At 69.8% G+C, this 15584-nt stretch carries 11 protein-coding genes; 4 read left to right on the top strand and 7 right to left on the bottom strand.

Translation table 11 applies throughout. From position 1 onward, the window contains the following. Nucleotides 1-103: 103 nt before the first annotated feature. The 3 genes from AC3WRV_RS07015 to AC3WRV_RS07005 all read right to left on the bottom strand — a co-directional run bounded on the left by AC3WRV_RS07015 (nt 104) and on the right by AC3WRV_RS07005 (nt 5951). Nucleotides 104-1414 (bottom strand): hypothetical protein, encoded by a 1311-nt coding sequence (locus tag AC3WRV_RS07015; RefSeq protein WP_492312659.1) that lies wholly within the window; start codon nt 1412-1414, stop codon nt 104-106. A 61-nt stretch (nt 1415-1475) separates the two neighbouring features. Next, nucleotides 1476-4568: a TonB-dependent receptor plug domain-containing protein gene (locus tag AC3WRV_RS07010; RefSeq protein WP_492312658.1), complete on the bottom strand. Its 3093-nt coding sequence runs from the start codon at nt 4566-4568 to the stop codon at nt 1476-1478. Nucleotides 4569-4601: 33 nt separating this feature from the next. Then, complete coding sequence (locus AC3WRV_RS07005; RefSeq protein ID WP_492312727.1) at nt 4602-5951, bottom strand: dicarboxylate/amino acid:cation symporter; 1350 nt, start codon at nt 5949-5951, stop codon at nt 4602-4604. Nucleotides 5952-6195: 244 nt separating this feature from the next. Here AC3WRV_RS07005 and AC3WRV_RS07000 point away from each other — a divergent pair, with 244 nt between their 5' ends. Together AC3WRV_RS07000 and AC3WRV_RS06995 are read left to right on the top strand one after the other, a co-directional pair. Further along, nucleotides 6196-8004: a sensor histidine kinase gene (locus tag AC3WRV_RS07000; RefSeq protein WP_492312657.1), complete on the top strand. Its 1809-nt coding sequence runs from the start codon at nt 6196-6198 to the stop codon at nt 8002-8004. After that, nucleotides 8001-9338, top strand: a complete 1338-nt coding sequence (locus AC3WRV_RS06995; RefSeq protein ID WP_291833951.1) for a sigma-54-dependent transcriptional regulator — start codon at nt 8001-8003, stop codon at nt 9336-9338. Before AC3WRV_RS07000 ends, AC3WRV_RS06995 begins: the two co-directional genes overlap by 4 nt. Here AC3WRV_RS06995 and AC3WRV_RS06990 read toward each other — a convergent pair. Then, complete coding sequence (locus AC3WRV_RS06990; RefSeq protein WP_492312656.1) at nt 9335-10240, bottom strand: ROK family protein; 906 nt, start codon at nt 10238-10240, stop codon at nt 9335-9337. The two genes, AC3WRV_RS06995 and AC3WRV_RS06990, sit on opposite strands and share 4 nt — an antisense overlap. Nucleotides 10241-10333: 93 nt before the next feature. On the opposite strand from AC3WRV_RS06990, the gene cysD reads away from it, so the two are divergent. Both cysD and cysC read left to right on the top strand, forming a co-directional pair. Continuing rightward, nucleotides 10334-11236: a sulfate adenylyltransferase subunit CysD gene (gene cysD / locus AC3WRV_RS06985; protein ID WP_492312655.1), complete on the top strand. Its 903-nt coding sequence runs from the start codon at nt 10334-10336 to the stop codon at nt 11234-11236. A gap of 29 nt (nt 11237-11265) precedes the next feature. After that, nucleotides 11266-13062, top strand: a complete 1797-nt coding sequence (gene cysC / locus AC3WRV_RS06980) for an adenylyl-sulfate kinase (RefSeq protein ID WP_492312726.1) — start codon at nt 11266-11268, stop codon at nt 13060-13062. Here cysC and AC3WRV_RS06975 read toward each other — a convergent pair. The 3 genes from AC3WRV_RS06975 to AC3WRV_RS06965 all read right to left on the bottom strand — a co-directional run bounded on the left by AC3WRV_RS06975 (nt 13040) and on the right by AC3WRV_RS06965 (nt 15535). Next, entirely contained in the window at nt 13040-13315 is a 276-nt protein-coding gene (locus AC3WRV_RS06975; protein ID WP_291833962.1) for a SemiSWEET family sugar transporter, read from the bottom strand. The genes cysC and AC3WRV_RS06975 overlap by 23 nt on opposite strands. Continuing rightward, nucleotides 13312-13797, bottom strand: a complete 486-nt coding sequence (locus tag AC3WRV_RS06970) for a low affinity iron permease family protein (RefSeq protein WP_291833964.1) — start codon at nt 13795-13797, stop codon at nt 13312-13314. The genes AC3WRV_RS06975 and AC3WRV_RS06970 overlap by 4 nt, the downstream gene beginning before the upstream one ends. A gap of 193 nt (nt 13798-13990) precedes the next feature. Continuing rightward, nucleotides 13991-15535, bottom strand: coding sequence for an amidase (locus AC3WRV_RS06965; RefSeq protein WP_492312654.1), 1545 nt, complete (start codon nt 15533-15535; stop codon nt 13991-13993). Nucleotides 15536-15584: the final 49 nt, after the last annotated feature.

The following is a 15584-nucleotide window of genomic DNA, read 5'->3' as shown; positions in this document are numbered from 1 at the left end:
GAACGCCCCATAACCTTAACCCCTGGTTATCCACCCCGTAGAAACACCTAGCACGCAAATGTGCACAAGGCGTTTCGCTTCTAGATAGAACAGTTAACCTTACTCAGGGGATTGCGACAAATCGGCAGGACGAGGCGGCCGCCAGCGTCAAACAACGTTGCTGGAAGCCCGCGGGATCGGGCTTCACGCCGGTGTCGATCCAGCCTTCGAGCGCGGTCAGGGCGGTCAGATAGCCGCCGTCCTCCAGCTTGCTGTGCTGGTCTTCGTCGGTCAGCGCCTGCGCCAGCAGGTCCGACCGGCCCGCCCGCGCGACCGTCTCGGCGTACATCGCTTCGGCCTGCCAGGTGACGGTCGGGTCGTGGCGGGCGTGGATGCTCACGGTCGGGGCGACGATCAGGCCGGACAGGTCGGCGTCATAAGCCAATTGCGCCACCGCTCGCGGATCCGCCGTGAACCGCTCGACGCCCGCGTTCAGGGCGGCGTCGTCGGAAGAGCCGCTGTAGACCGTGCGGCTGTTGTCGAACGGATTCAGCCCGCCCAGCCGCTTCTGCACCAGATCCTGGAACAGGAAGGTGGCCCAGTTCATGTGGGCGACGAGTTCGTCTTCCTCGACGCCGGTGACCGCCAGAATATCGCGCAGGCGGCGCGTCTGGTCAGCGCGGCGGTCGCGCTGGGACAGGCCCACCCCGGTGCACTCCACGATCCGGCGGCGCAGCTCGGCCCGGGTCATCGTGGCGTTGGCCGGCAGCCCCTGCCACACCGGATAGGCGCCGTCCTGCCGCGAGGGGTGGTTGCCGCAATAGAACTGGTAGACCGCCCGCAGGTCGGCCCGGAACTGATAGGCCCGCGTGCCGCCCATCAGCACGCCGTTGGTCAGCAGCACGCCGTCGTAGTTCAGCCGGCCGGTCTCGTCCTTGCCGTACAGCTCCGCCGCCTTGGCCGCGACGTTGCCGCCCCATGACTGGCCATGCAGGATGGTGCGCGCGGGGCGTCCGAACTGGTCCCAGAATATCTTGCGGCTGTTGTCCGCGTCCTCGGCGGCCATGCGCACGCCGTAGCCGCCCCGGCGGTAGGTCGATCCGATCCAGGCATAGCCCTGCTTCACCATCACCGAAAACCGGTCCAGGTCCTCCAGGGAGTCCGGGGCTTCAGGATCGCCGGTGCGCGGACCGCCGTGGGCGTGGACGATCAGCTCGTGGTTCCACGCCGTCGGCATGGCGATGATGTACCAGGCGCCGTTGACGTCCCGGCCAGACAGGCACCGGACCTCGCGCCCCACCGACGCCGGGCAGGCGATCGGCGTCTGCTCGCCGGCCGTCAGGGGTGACCGGGCTTGCAGGGCGACAGTCTGGGCGCACGCCGCCGACGGGACCGCCAGCATCAGGGCTCCGATCAGTCCGGCCAGTCGCTTCATGAGGGCTCCGCGCATGCAGGTCCGGCGCGGACCGTTGGATCCGCGCCGGTTCAGTTCAGTCTCAGAACGTCTTGGAAATGTCGACGTACAGGTAACGGCCGTAGGGGCGCTGGACCGAGCCCAGATAGCCGCCGTCGGCCAGCGACGGCCCCTCGTCGGTCAGGTCCCGCACGCCGACGCGAAACTCCGTCCCGGCGGCGGCGCCGAACTGGTCCTCGAACGTGTACTGGCCGTACAGGTTGAAGACCGTCTGGTCCGACACCTTCCACGGCGTGCCCGTCGCGCTCAGCAGGCTCGTCTGGAAGACCTCGCTCACATACTGGGTCGAGGCCCCGACCCGCCACGGGCCGTGCCGCCAGGTGAAGCTGGCGTTGATCTTCCATTCCGGACGGCCGTTCTGGGCGATCAGCTGGCTGGAGTCCGGCAGCGGGGTCAGGGCGTTGATGGTCCCGGCCGCGCGGGCCGCGTACAGCGAGTCCACGATCGGACCCGGCGCCCGCGAGAAGGTCAGCAGTTGCTGGGCGTTGGCGCGGAAGATGAAAGTGCCCCACTCGGTGCGGCGCTTGGCCCACGAGAAGCCGAAGTCTATGCCTTCCACCGTCTGCGGCAGCAGGTTGATGAACCGGTCGCTGATGGTCTGGGCCGTGCCGACCGCGGCCAGGCCGGTGCCGGCGAACAGGTCGATGTCGTCCTGGTTCGGCGCCGAGCGCACCACGTTCGGATTGGTCTGGCCCTGCACCCGGTTCAGATACTCCAGCGCCAGGGCCGTCTGGGCGCCCAGCAGGCCGACGATCTGCTCCTGCTCGATCTTCCAGCGGTCGACCGTGAAGGTGAAGTCGCCCAGCACTTCCGGAAGGAAGGTCGGCTGGAACACCAGGCCGTAGGACCAGTTGGTGCTCTCTTCCGGCTGCAGGTCCGGATTGCCCGCGATCTGCAGCGAAACGCTGGCGGTGCGGGTGCACTGGGTCATGTTGGCGATCGTGCCCTTGCGGATGTCCGCCTCGCAGCGGATGAAGTCCGGGGCGCTGGCCAGACGGGCGTACTGGGTGGCGTTCACCTGCTCCAGGTTCGGGGCGCGGAAGCCTTCCGAGTACGAACCGCGGAGGCGCAGGCCGTCGACCACGTCCCAGGCGACGGCGATCTTCGGTTTGGCGACCGAACCGAAGTCCGAATAGTGCTCGACCCGACCCGCCAGCTGCACGTCGACGCTCTGCACCAGCGGGATGTTCATCTCGGGCGAGACCACCGGGATGGCGAACTCGACGAAGGCGCCCGACACGGTGCGGTCGCCCTTGGTGTCCGGGTTGGGGCTGACCGCCGACACGTTCGACAGATTGGTCTCGCCGGTCACCATGTCGACGAAGGTGTTGGTGCCGTCCAGGTTCTCGTCGCGGTCGTCGCTCTGGGTCTCGCGACGAAGCTCGACGCCCGCCGCCACGCCGACCGGACCGCCGGGCAGCTGGAACAGGTCGTTGCGCGACATCTTGAAGTCGGCCAGCGCCAGGGTCGTGCGCGACAGGCGGCGCATGTCGAAGACGATGGCGTCGATCGCCGCCTGCGACGAGGGCGTACAGTCGTTGTAGCTGGGCGTATCCACGCAGCCGCCGTTGAACGGGTTGTAGGCGTCGGGCGTGGACAGGGCGAGCTGCTGCTGCAGCTTGGTCATGTTGATGTTGGGCGAGATGTCCTCGGCTTCGGCCTCGGAGTACAGCACCGCGCCTTCCCAGTCGAAGCCGCGCCATTCGCCGCGCAGACCGCCCAGGATGCGCGTCTGGTAGTTCTTGACCGTCACCTCCTGGAACCCGGCGTCGGCGAAGCGGTAGTTGCCCAGGCGCACGGCCAGGCCGCCGGCGGGGACGTGGGTCAGGTTGGGCAGGCGGTTCGGGTTCGGCTGACCGTTGATCGTCGTCGGGCCGAACGGGTTCCAGTAGTTGGTGGCCGGAATCCACAGGCCGTTCAGGTTCACAACCGGCGGCTGGATCGCCTTGCTCTCGGCGGCATAGAACGACAGCTCGCCGAAGGCCGTGATGTTGTCCGTCAGGTCATAGTGGCCGGTCAGGTAGATGTTGGCGCGCTCGACCGACGGACGGACCGTGGTGCCCTTGCGGGTGTCGAAGCGCATCTCGCGGTTCACGCCGTTATAGGCCGCCGCCCCGCTGACCAGGCAGGTCGCGCCCAGGTCCACGCCGACGCAGCCGAAGCTCTCCGGCTGATAGTGGAAGGCCCCGGCGGCGGTCGTCAGGACAACGCCGTTCGAGCGCGGACGCGTCGCCGTCGTCACGGGGGCGATGCTCAGCGCGGCCCAGGTCGTATGCGACGAGCGGCCGTCCGGCACGGTCGAGGTCTGATAGCCGTCGAAGCCCGAGAAGAAGCCGCGCATGTCGTCGCTGGACGTGAAGTCCTGCTCGTCCGCCATCAGCTGGGTGCGGTCGGCGTAGTTGAGGAACAGCGAAAGGTTGCCGCGGTCGAAATTCTTGCCCGCGAAGACGTTGAACTCGAACTCGCGCAGGCCCGTGCCCTCGGCGCCCCCGTAACGGGTCTGCAGCGTCAGGCCGTCGAAGTCGTCCTGCAGCACGGTGTTGACCACGCCCGCCACCGCGTCCGCGCCGTAGATGGCCGCGGCGCCGTCCAGCAGCACCTCGACACGCTCCAGGCCCGCCACCGGAATGGCGTTGGAGTTGTAGCTCAGCACCGGCACCGTGCCGGTGTCCGAGGTGCCCTGGCTGGTCGGGTGCTGCACCATCCGGCGGCCGTTCACCAGCACCAGGGTGTTGCCCACGCCCAGCGAGCGCAGGTTGACCGAGTTCACGTCGCCGCGCGCCGAGTTGGAGGTCTGCGGGTTGTTGGCGCTGTCGAACAGCACGTCGCCCATCTGCGGGATCGAACGCATCAGATCGTCGCCTGACACCGCCCCGACGGCGTCCATCTGCTCGCGGTCGACCACCACTACCGGCAAGGCGTTGGTCGTCGAGGCGCCGCGGATCTGCGAGCCGACCACGACCACTTCGCCCAGATCGGCGGCGCTCTCCTGCGGCGACTGCGCCCCCTGGGGTGCGGTCTGGACCGGAGCCTCCTGAGCGGCCGCGACGCCTGCGCTGAGCAGGGCCACAACCGCCGCGCCGCCCAGCAGCGCGCCTCTATGCATCGACTTCATTCCCGTTCCTCCCAGTTAACCCCCAGCCGTTTCTCAGTCGGCTGTAAGAGCTTCCTTGTCCCCCGGCCCTGCGGCCGGATCCGGCGGCGCGGCGAGCGCCTTCGGTTGTGATTTCAGCGCGGCGTGGAGCGCGTCGCGGTCCAGCTCGCCCTCCCAGCGGGCGACGACCAGGGTCGCCACCGCATTGCCCACGAAGTTGGTCAGCGCCCGGCACTCGCTCATGAAGCGGTCGATGCCGAGGATCAGCGCCATGCCGGCCACCGGCACGCTCGGCACCACGGCCAGCGTCGCGGCCAGGGTGATGAAGCCGGCGCCGGTGATCCCGGCCGCGCCCTTTGAGCTCAGCATGGCGACCAGCAGCAGCAGCACCTGCTGCTCCAGGCTCAGCTGGATGTTCATGGCTTGGGCGATGAACAGCGCCGCCAGCGTCATGTAGATGTTGGTGCCGTCCAGATTGAACGAATAGCCCGTCGGCACGACCAGCCCGACCACCGACTTCGGCGCGCCGGCGGCTTCCAGCTTCTGCATCAGGCTGGGCAGCGCGGCTTCGGACGACGAGGTGCCGAGCACCAGCAGCAGCTCTTCCTTCAGATAGCCGATCAGCTTGAAGATCGAGAAGCCGTTGGCGCGGCAGACGAGGCCGAGCACGCCCAGCACGAAGACCAGCGAGGTCAGGTAGAAGGTGGCGATCAGGGCGATCAGATTGGCGATCGACGCCAGCCCATAGGCCCCGATGGTGAAGGCGAAGGCCCCGAAGGCCCCGATCGGCGCGGCCTTCATCAGGATGGCGACCAGGCGGAAGATCACCTGGCTCAGCGACTCCAGCGCCCGCACCACCGGCTGGGCCGGCGCGCCGACGATGGCCAGCGAGATGCCGAACAGGATCGACACGAACAGGGTCTGCAGGATGTTGCCCTCGACGAAGGCGCTGATCAGCGTCGTCGGGATGATCCCGGTCAGGAAGCCGACGATGGTCGTCTCGTGCGCGGCGGCGGCGTACTGCGCCACGGCCCCGCTGTTCAGCGTCGACGGATCGATGTTCAGCCCGCGGCCCGGCTGGACCACATTGGCGATCACCAGGCCGATGATCAGGGCCAGGGTCGAGAAGACAAAGAAGTAGGCGAACGCCTTGCCGGCCACCCGGCCGACGCGTTTCAGGTCGCTCATCCCGGCGATGCCGGTCGAGATCGTCAGGAAGATCACCGGGGCGATGATCATCTTCACCAGCTTGATGAAGGCGTCGCCCAGCGGCTTCAGGTCTTTACCCAGCTCCGGCCAGAAATGGCCGATGAGCCCCCCGGCGACGATGGCCGCGAGGACGAGCACGTACAGGCTACGGTACCAGGGCTTGCGCGCGGCGCCTGCCTCCGGCGTGGATGTAATCTGGATCAAAAGACCCTCCCGAAGAGACCGCTTGCCGGTCCCGGTTCGATTCACCGTCTGATGCGGTGACGTGGGGTCATTATCGTGAGCCCCGGTCCGGCCTCGCAAGCGAAAGGCCAGAATCGTCTACCGCGTTGACTTTCCTACGCTTACTGGCCGTTTCGCGCTTGCAAAAAACGCGATTTGAGCGGATTCCCGCACACGCCGTCTCGACATATGTGCGAAATCCCGCATTAGTCCTTCCATGCCCCGTTTTCTCGATTCCGCACAGGGCCAGTGGCGGGTCTTCGCCGTCTTCTGGCTGGTCATCGCGGTCGTCGCCGCCATGGTCGCGGGCGAGGTTGCGCGGCGCGAGGCCCGGGCCGAGGCCCTGCGTCAGGCGGCCACCGCCACGGCCCTGCACGCCGCCGTCCTGCGCAGCGAACTGGAGCGGCATCGCTCCCTGCCGATGGTCCTGGCCCAGGATCCCGACCTGCAGGCCCTGCTGGCCCGCCCGGACACCGAGGCCGTCGATCGGCTGAACCGCAAGTTCGAGGGGCTGACGCGCGAGACCCGCGCCGCCGTCATCTATGTGCTGGACGCCCGCGGCCTGGCCCTGGCCGCCAGCAACTGGAACCAGCCGATCAGCTTCGTCGGCTCCGACTACCGCTTCCGGCCCTATTTCTACGAGGCCATGCGCGACGGTCAGGCCAGCTTCTTCGCCCTGGGCACGGTCAGCGGCCGTCCCGGCCTCTACCTCTCGCGCCGTATCGCGGGCGCCGACGGACGCCCCCTCGGCGTCATCGTCGCCAAGGTCGAGTTCGACGCCCTGGAGACCGAGTGGCGCGCCTCGGGCGAGCCGACCTATGTCACCGACGGCGACGGCGTGGTGCTGATCACCACTGTCTCCGACTGGCGGTTCCACACCACCGGCGCCCTGCGGCCCGACCGCCGCCGGCGTCTGGCCGTCGACCAGACCGCGGGGCGCGCCGACCTGTCGGCCCTGCCCTTCGAAGCGCTCGCCCCCGGCCTGATCCGCCTGTCCCGCAACGTGCCGCCCGATCTCTACGCCCGCGCCTCCGCCCCGATCCCGGACCTCGGCTGGCGGTTGCATCTACTGTCGCCGGCCGGCGCCGCCATCAGCCGGTCGATCATGGTCGCGCGGGTCGTCGCCCTGCTCAGCGTCGCCCTTCTGGCGGGTCTGACCGGCATCCTGCTGCGCCGCCGCCAGCGCGCCATCGCCAAGGCCGCCGAGGACGTCGCCGCCCGCATCGACCTGGAGCGTCAGGTCGACGCCCGCACCGCTGAGCTGCGCGCCGCCAATGACCAGTTGAACCTCGAGATCGAGGAACGCCGCCGTCTCGAAAAGGGCCGCCAGGACCTGCAGGACGAACTGATCCAGGCCAACAAGCTGGGCGCCCTGGGCCAGATCGCGGCGGGTGTGGCGCATGAGATCAACCAGCCCATCGCCGCCATCCGCACCCACGCCGACACGGCGTCCGTCTATCTGGAGCGGCAGGACACGAACGGCGCCAACCGCGCCCTGACCCGCATCGGCGAGCTGACCCAGCGCGTCGGCGCCATCACCGACGAACTGCGCGCCTTCTCGCGCAAGACCCGCTCCGGCGCCGTGCCGGTCAGCGTCGAGGCGGCCATCGACGGCGCCCTGCTGCTGGTCGGCGCCCGGCTGCGCGAACGCGGAGTGACGCTCCAGCGCGGCCGCGTCCCCGCCGGCCTCGAGGTGCGGGCCGAGCGCAACCGCCTCGAACAGGTCGTCCTCAACCTGCTGCAGAACGCCATCGAAGCTCTGGAGGGCGTTCCCTCCCCGGTCATCGACATCTCGGTCACCGTCCGGGCGGGCAAGGTCACCGTGCGCATCTCCGACAACGGCCCCGGCGTCTCGCCCGAGGTGCTGGACCGACTGTTCACCCCCTTCACCACTGACAAGCGCGACGGGATGGGCCTGGGTCTCGTCATCAGCCGCGACATCGTCGCCGGCTTCGGTGGCGAACTGATCCACGAACCCACCCCCGAAGGCGCTGTCTTCAAGATCGTACTGGCGAAGGCCGCATGAGTTTCCAGCCCTGCAACCGCGTCGCCCTGGTCGAGGATGACGACGCCTTCCGCGCCGCCCTGGCCGAGCGGCTGGGCCTGTCCGGCCTGGCGATCTCCGAGTTCGCGTCCGGCGACGCCGCGCTGAAGGCGCTGGACGCCCGTTTCGACGGCGTGGTGGTCACCGACCTGCGCATGCCCGGCCTCGACGGGCGCCAGCTGGTCGACCGCCTCGCGGTGCTCGACCCCGATCTTCCCGTCGTCGTCATGACCGGCCACGGCGACATCGCCGAAGCCGTCGATGTGATGAAGCGCGGCGCCTACGACTTCCTGGCCAAGCCCTTCGCCCCCGAACGCCTGCTGGAGACCCTGAACCGGGCGCTGGAGAAGCGGGCCCTGGTGCTGGACAACCGCCGCCTCGCCACCCTGGCCATGGACGACGAATGGTCCATTCCGCTCAGCGGCGAGAGCCGGGCCGTCACCGCCCTGCGCGCCGCCATCCAGCGCCTCGCCGACGCCGAGGTCGATGTCCTGATCGAGGGCGAGACGGGGGCGGGCAAGGAGGCCGTCGCCCGCGCCATCCACAACGCTGGCCGCCGCCGGGTGAAGCCCTTTGTCGCCGTCTCCTGCGCCACCCTGCGCGAGGACGGGCTGGAGAGCCAGCTGGTCGGCCACGCCGCCGGCGCCTTCCCCGGCGCACTGCGCCGCCGCGAGGGCCAGATCGAGCAGTCGCACCAGGGCAGTCTCTTCCTGGACGAGATCGACCTGGCCCCCCGCGCCGCCCAACTCCTGCTGCTCCGGGTGCTGGAGGAGCGCGAGGTCATGCCCCTGGGTGCGGGCGAGGCCCATGCGCTGGACCTGCGCATCGTCGCCGCCACCAAGGCCGATCCGGCCGAGGCCGTGGCCCGCGGCGACCTGCGCGAAGACCTGTTCTATCGGCTCAACGTGGTGCGCGTGCGCATCCCGCCCCTGCGCGAGCGGCGCGAGGACGTGCCCCTGCTGTTCGCCCGTTTCCTGGACCGCGCGGCGCGACGTCTGGGCCGGGACATCCCGCCGATCGACCACGCCATCCGCCGTCGCCTGCTGGAGCACGACTGGCCGGGCAATCTGCGCGAACTGTCCAACTACGCCAGCGAGGTCGCCGTCGGCATCGCCGCCCCGACCGAACGGCTGGAGACCGACCGTAGCCTGTCGAGACAGGTGCAGGACTACGAGGCCGAACTGATCCGCGAGGCCCTGACCGCCCACAGCGGCGACATGCGCCGGGTCACCGACAGCCTGAAGATCCCGCGCAAGACCCTGTACGACAAGATGGCCCGTCACGGCATCCAGCCGTCCGAGCACCGGAGGCGCTAGCGGAGCGCGTCCAGCCCCACCGCGACCGCCCCCATCGGCCCGGCCATCGCGCCCAGGCCCGGCGGCTGAACGAAGGCGTCGATGTCGGCGGCGATGGCGCCCGCCACGCCATAGCCCGCCAAGCTCTCGACCAGCGAGGCGCGCAGGCGATCGAACAGCCACGGCTGACCGTCGGCCACCCCGCCGCCGATCAGGATTCGCTGCGGACAGGCCGTCAGCACCACGTTGTGCAGCATCCCGCCCAGCGCGTGCACGACCATGTCCCAGGCCGGATCGTCCGGCGTCAGCTCTCCGCCCGGCCGCCCCGCGCGCGCCTCCACCGCCGGTCCGGACGCCAGCCCCTCGACGCAGTCGCCGTGGTAGGCGCAGACCCCCGGCCAGGCGTCCCCCGGCAGTCGCCCGACCTTCAGATGCCCGACCTCCGGATGGCCCAGCCCGCGCACGGTCCGCCCGTTGATCACCAGACCCACGCCGATCCCGGTGCCCACGGTCGCATAGGCGTGGCTGTCCAGCCCCCGCGCCGCGCCCCACCGCCCCTCGGCCAGCGCCGCGCCGTTCACGTCCGTATCCAGTCCGACCGGCAGGCCGAAGCCCCGGTGCAGCATGTTCAGGTCGGCCCAGCGCCAGGCCAGCTTGGTCGTCTCGGTGATGTGCCCGTATTTCGGCGCGCGCGGGTCCAACTCCACCGGCCCGAAGCTGGCGATGCCGATGGCGGCGAAGCCCGGCCCGGCCGCCCAGCGCTCCAGCACCGCGCGAATGGCGCCCAGCGTCTCCTCCGGCGTGGTCGTCGGCAGGCGGACTTCGTCGCGGATGTCGTCGGGTCCCGACGCCAGCACGCAGACGCATTTGGTGCCGCCCAGTTCGATGCCCGCGATCAGCGGCGATCCGAATCCCGTGTCCATGGCGGCACCCTGCCGCGTCGCGCCTCATTCCGCCATGCCCCGACAGGCCGGTGCGGGCTTGGCGCCGCGCGATTCAACCGTCACTGGTAGGCCATGGGGCGGGACGACATTCTGGACTGGCTGGAGGCCGAGGCCATCCACATCCTGCGCGAGACCGTCGCGGGGACCGAGCGTCCGGTCATGCTGTTCTCGGGCGGCAAGGACTCCGCGGTCATGCTGCATCTGGCCCGCAAGGCCTTTCATCCCGCGCCGCCGCCATTTCCCCTGCTCCACGTCGATACGATGTGGAAGTTCGAGGCCCTGTACGCCTTCCGCGACGCCGCCGCGGCGGCCGCCGGCCTGCCCCTGATCGTTCACCGCAATCCGGAGGCGCAGGCCGCCGGGATCAATCCCTTCAGCCACGGCGGCGCGGTCCACACCGACCTCTGGAAGACCCAGGGGTTGAAACAGGCGCTCGACGCGGGCCGGTTTGACGCGGCCTTCGGCGGCGCCCGCCGCGACGAGGAGAAGAGCCGCGCCAAGGAGCGCATCGTCTCCGTCCGCACCGCCGCCCACGGCTGGGACCCGCGCGACCAGCGGCCCGAGCTCTGGAGCCTCTACAACACGCGCCTAAGCCAGGGGCAGACGCTGCGCGTCTTCCCCCTCTCCAATTGGACCGAGCTCGACGTGTGGCGCTACGTCCTGCGCGAAGGCGTCGCCGTGCCCGACCTCTATCTCGCCGCCGATCGCCTGGTGATCGACCGCGACGGCGTCCTGCTTCTGGCCGAGGATGCGCGCCTCCGCCTCCTGCCCGGCGAGGCGCCGGTCGTGCGCCGCGTCCGCTTCCGCACCCTCGGCTGCTGGCCCCTGACCAGCGCCGTCGAGAGCCGGGCCGACACCCTTCAGGACGTGGTCGCCGAGATCGCCGCCGCCACCGCCTCCGAACGCCATGGCCGCGCGATCGACCACGACCCCGCCGCCTCCATGGAGCGCAAGAAGCGCGAGGGCTATTTCTGATGGTCCCCGTTCCGATGTCCCCCGTCCCGATGTCCCCCGTGCGCGTGATCGCCTGCGGTTCGGTGGATGACGGCAAGTCGACCCTGATCGGCCGCCTGCTGCACGACGCGGGGGCGGTCTCCGTCGACCATCTGGCCGCCCTGGGCCCCGATCCGGACCTGTCGCTTCTGGTCGACGGCCTCGCCGCCGAGCGCGAGCAGGGCGTCACCATCGACGTGGCCTGGCGCGCCTTCGATCTGGGAGAGCGCCGCTTCATTCTCGCCGATGCGCCGGGGCATGATCAGTACACCCGCAACATGGCCACCGCCGCCTCCACCGCCGACGCGGCCGTGGTGCTGATCGATGTGCGCAAGGGCGTCCTGACCCAGACCCGGCGCCACACCCGCATCCTCGCCCTCATGGGCGTCCGCCGCCTGCTGCTGACGGTCAACAAGATGGACCTCGCCGGCTGGTCGCAGGAGGTCTTCGAGGCCGTCGCCGCCGACTACCGCGCCTTCGCCGCGGACTTGGGCCTGGACGACGTGACCCCCATCCCCATCAGCGCCCTGACCGGCGCGGGCGTCACCCGCCGGATCCCCGCCATGGCGTGGCATGACGGCCCCACCGTGTCGCAATGGCTGGCCCAGACCCCCGCGCCGGGCCCGACCGACGGCCCCTTCCGCCTGCCGGTCCAGATCGTCCTGCGCGACGGCGAGGCCCGCGCCTTCGCGGGCCGGGTCGCGGGCGGCGCGATCCGGCCCGGCGATCCCCTGCGCGTCCTGCCGTCCGGCGCAGAAGCCGCCGTGGCCTCCATCGACGGCCCCGACGCCGCGACCGCCCGCGCGGGCCAGTCGGTCAGCCTGACGCTGGATCGTCCCATCGAGGTGTCGCGCGGCGACTGGCTGGTCTCGCCCGACGCCCCGCCCGCCGTCGCCGACCAGTTCGAGGCCCATCTGGTCTGGATGTCGGATCAGCCCCTGCTGCCCGGCCGCACCCATGACCTGAAGATCGGAACCGCGACCGTTCCGGCCCGGGTCATGGATATCCGGCATCGTGTCGATCCCGACAGCGGCGAGGCCCTGGCCGCCCGCACCCTCGCTCTCAACGAGATCGGCCTCGTCACCCTGTCGCTCGATGCGGCCGTGCCGTTCGAGCCTTACGCCGACAGCCGGGAGCTGGGCGGCTTCATCCTGATTGATCGCATGACTTCGGCCACGGCGGGGGCGGGCATGATCCGCTTCGCCCTGCGCCGGGCGACCAGCATCCGGCCCCAACCCCTGTCCGTCAGCCGCGCCGACCGCGCCGCGCGCAAGGGCCAGACGCCGCTCGTCCTCTGGTTCACCGGCCTGTCCGGCGCGGGCAAGTCGACCATCGCCGACCGGGTCGAGCAGCGCATGCTGGAACGGGGCTTCCACTCCGCCCTGCTGGACGGCGACAATGTGCGCGGCGGCCTGAACCGCGACCTCGGTTTCACCGACGCCGACCGGGTCGAGAACATCCGCCGCGTAGCCGAGGTGGCCCGGCTGATGACCGACGCCGGCCTGATCGTCCTGGTCGCCTTCATCTCGCCCTTCCGGGCCGAGCGCGAAATGGCCCGCGCCCTCATGGAACCCGGCGAGTTCCTGGAGATCCACATCGACGTCCCGCTGACGGTCGCCGAGGCGCGCGACGTGAAGGGCCTCTACGCCCGGGCGCGGGCGGGCCAGCTGGCCAATTTCACCGGCGTCGACAGTCCGTATGAGCCGCCCCAGGCCCCGGACCTGCGGATCGACACCACCGCCTGCTCGCCCGATCAGGCCGCTGATCTGGTCATGGAGCTGGTCCTCAGGACCCAGCGCCCCGGCTGAAGCGCCACTTCATCCCCAGCACGCCCGCCGCCATCACCAGCGCGCAGGCGTTCGCCACCGCCACCGGCCAGGCCGAGGTCATGACGCCGTAGATGGTCCAAAGCACGAAACACGTCACCGTCAGGGAATAGGTCTTCAGCGACACCGCCGAGGCGTCCCGCTCCTTCCAGATCTTGATCATCTGGGGCGCGAAGCTGGTGATCGAGCACAGCGCCGCCGCCGTGCCGACAGCATTGGCGATCAGGTCGCTCACGACGCCTTGCGCCGCGTCGGCGTCTTGCGCTCTTTCGGCGGCGTAGCCTTGTCCGGCTGGGCGGCTTCGACATCGTCGATCCGCCGCCCGCGCCGCCCCTTGATCGGCGCGGCGGGCTTGCCCTGATGCACCGCGATGCCGCGCGCCTCGACCTCCATCAGGATGGCGTCCAGCTCCCGCTCGGTCAGGTGCTCGATGCCGATGAAGCGCGAGTCGGCCTGCTTCACGGCGAACACCAGCTCGTCCAGCTTGGCCTGCATCGCGGCCCCGTCGCGGTTCTGGGTGTTCTGGATCAGGAACACCATCAGGAAGGTGATGATGGTCGTGCCGGTGTTGATCACCAGCTGCCAAGTCTCGTTGAATTTGAAGATCGGCCCTGTCGCCGCCCATACCAGCACGATCCCGCAGCAGGCGATGAAGGTCCACGGCTTGCCGGCGACCTTCGCCGTCAGGGTGGCGAACTTGACGAACAGCTTTTCCATGGCTGCTCAACCCCGGGAAATGGTGAAGGTTGCGTGGGTGGCGAGCCGATCCGACAGGGTGCAGGGAAGTGATTAGTGGTTAGTGATTAGTGGATCGCAGCTTCACGTCTGGCGGCCTTCCTCGCACGGGTGGCGCGGCGGCCACCCACTAATCACTAACCACTAATCACTTCCCACGCGCCATCGCCGGACCTCAGTCCCTCGGCGCCTGTGGCGCCCGCCGGGCATGGGTCAGCTGCTCGAACGCATAGCCCAGCGACAGGACCTTCGCGTCCTCCCACTTCCCGGCCATGAAGCTGATCCCGACCGGCATGCCCCGGTCGAAGCCCATCGGCACGGTCAGGTGCGGATAGCCCGCCACCGCCGCCAGCCGGCTGGCCGAGCCCTGCATATTGTCCTCGTCCTCGCGGTCGTTGGTCCAGGCGCGAGAGGTCGTCGGCGCGATCAGGGCGACCACGGCGTTGTCCGCCATCATCTTGTCGATCCCCTCGGGTCCCGCCGCGCGCAGCGAGCTGGCCCGCGCGTTGACATAGACCGGATCCTCCAGCCCGGTCGTCGCCTCGGCGCGCAGGAACAGCTCCTGCCCGAACAGCACCGTCTCGCGCGGCTCCGCCGTGTTGAAGGCGATCAGGTCCGCCAGGGTCCGCGTGCGCACCTGCGTCGGGTCGGTCGAGGCCAGATAGGCGTTCAGGTCGATCTTCAGCTCGCTCATCAGCACCTGCAGCTCCCAGGTCCCGATATTGCGCCAGTCGGCGGGCGGCTCGGTGATGTCGACGATCACCGCCCCAGCGTCGCGCATCACCTGCAGGGACCGCTCGAATTCGGCCCGCGTCTGCTCCGAATAGGAGGGCAGCAGGAAGCGCATCACCCCGATCCGCGCGCCGCTCAGCGACCGCGCATCCAGCGCCCGGGCGTAGTCCGTCTTGCGCGCATCCGCCTCGGCCGTCGCCGGGTCCAGTGGGTCGCTGCCCGCGATCACCGTCAGCACCCGCGCAGCGTCCTCGACCGTCGTCGTGATCGGCCCGGCGGTGTCTTGCGAATGGCTGATCGGCACGATGTGGGTCCGCGACACCAGCCCCACCGTCGGCTTGAAGCCCACCACCCCGTTCACCGAGGCCGGGCAGGTGATCGACCCGTCCGTCTCGGTCCCGATCGCCAATTCGGCCAGACCGGTGGCGACGGCCACCGCGCTTCCGGAAGACGACCCGCACGGGGTCCGCTCCAGGTCATAGGGATTGCGGGTCTGACCGCCTATCGCGCTCCAGCCGCTGATCGAATTGTTCGAGCGGATGTTGGCCCACTCGGACAGGTTGGCCTTGCCCAGCAGAATAACCCGCGCGGCCCGCAGCCGGGTGACGATCGGCGCGTCCCGCCCCGGCGCATTGTCCGCCAGAGCCAGCGAGCCCGCCGTCGTCGGCATGTCCGCCGTCTCGATATTGTCCTTCAGGACCAGTCTGCGACCGCTGATTTCGGTCAGCGGCGCGTCGGGCGTGGCCACCATGACGGCGCCTGGCAGCATCGGCGCCAGAACCTCGGGCGCGCTCCAGCGGATCATGCTTCCCGCGCGCCGGTCGTAGGCCTGGTACTGGGCCATGACGTTCTCCGCCGTCAGCGGCGGACGCAGGGGGATGCTGATCACCGGCTCGCGCGTCACATGGACTTCGGGGGCTGTCTGCGCCTCCGCCCCGCCCGCCGTCAGCATCAGCAGCGCCGCGGCGGCCCCCACCCCCGTCAACATCCGCTCATCCCGGCGAAAGCCGGGACCCAGTGCTTTGGGCGAGGACCGC

Source organism: Brevundimonas sp. EU05-FHT14B11 (assembly GCF_058790835.1).
Note: the sequence above shows the minus strand (reverse complement) of the source record. Positions and strands in the feature narration are given on the sequence as shown.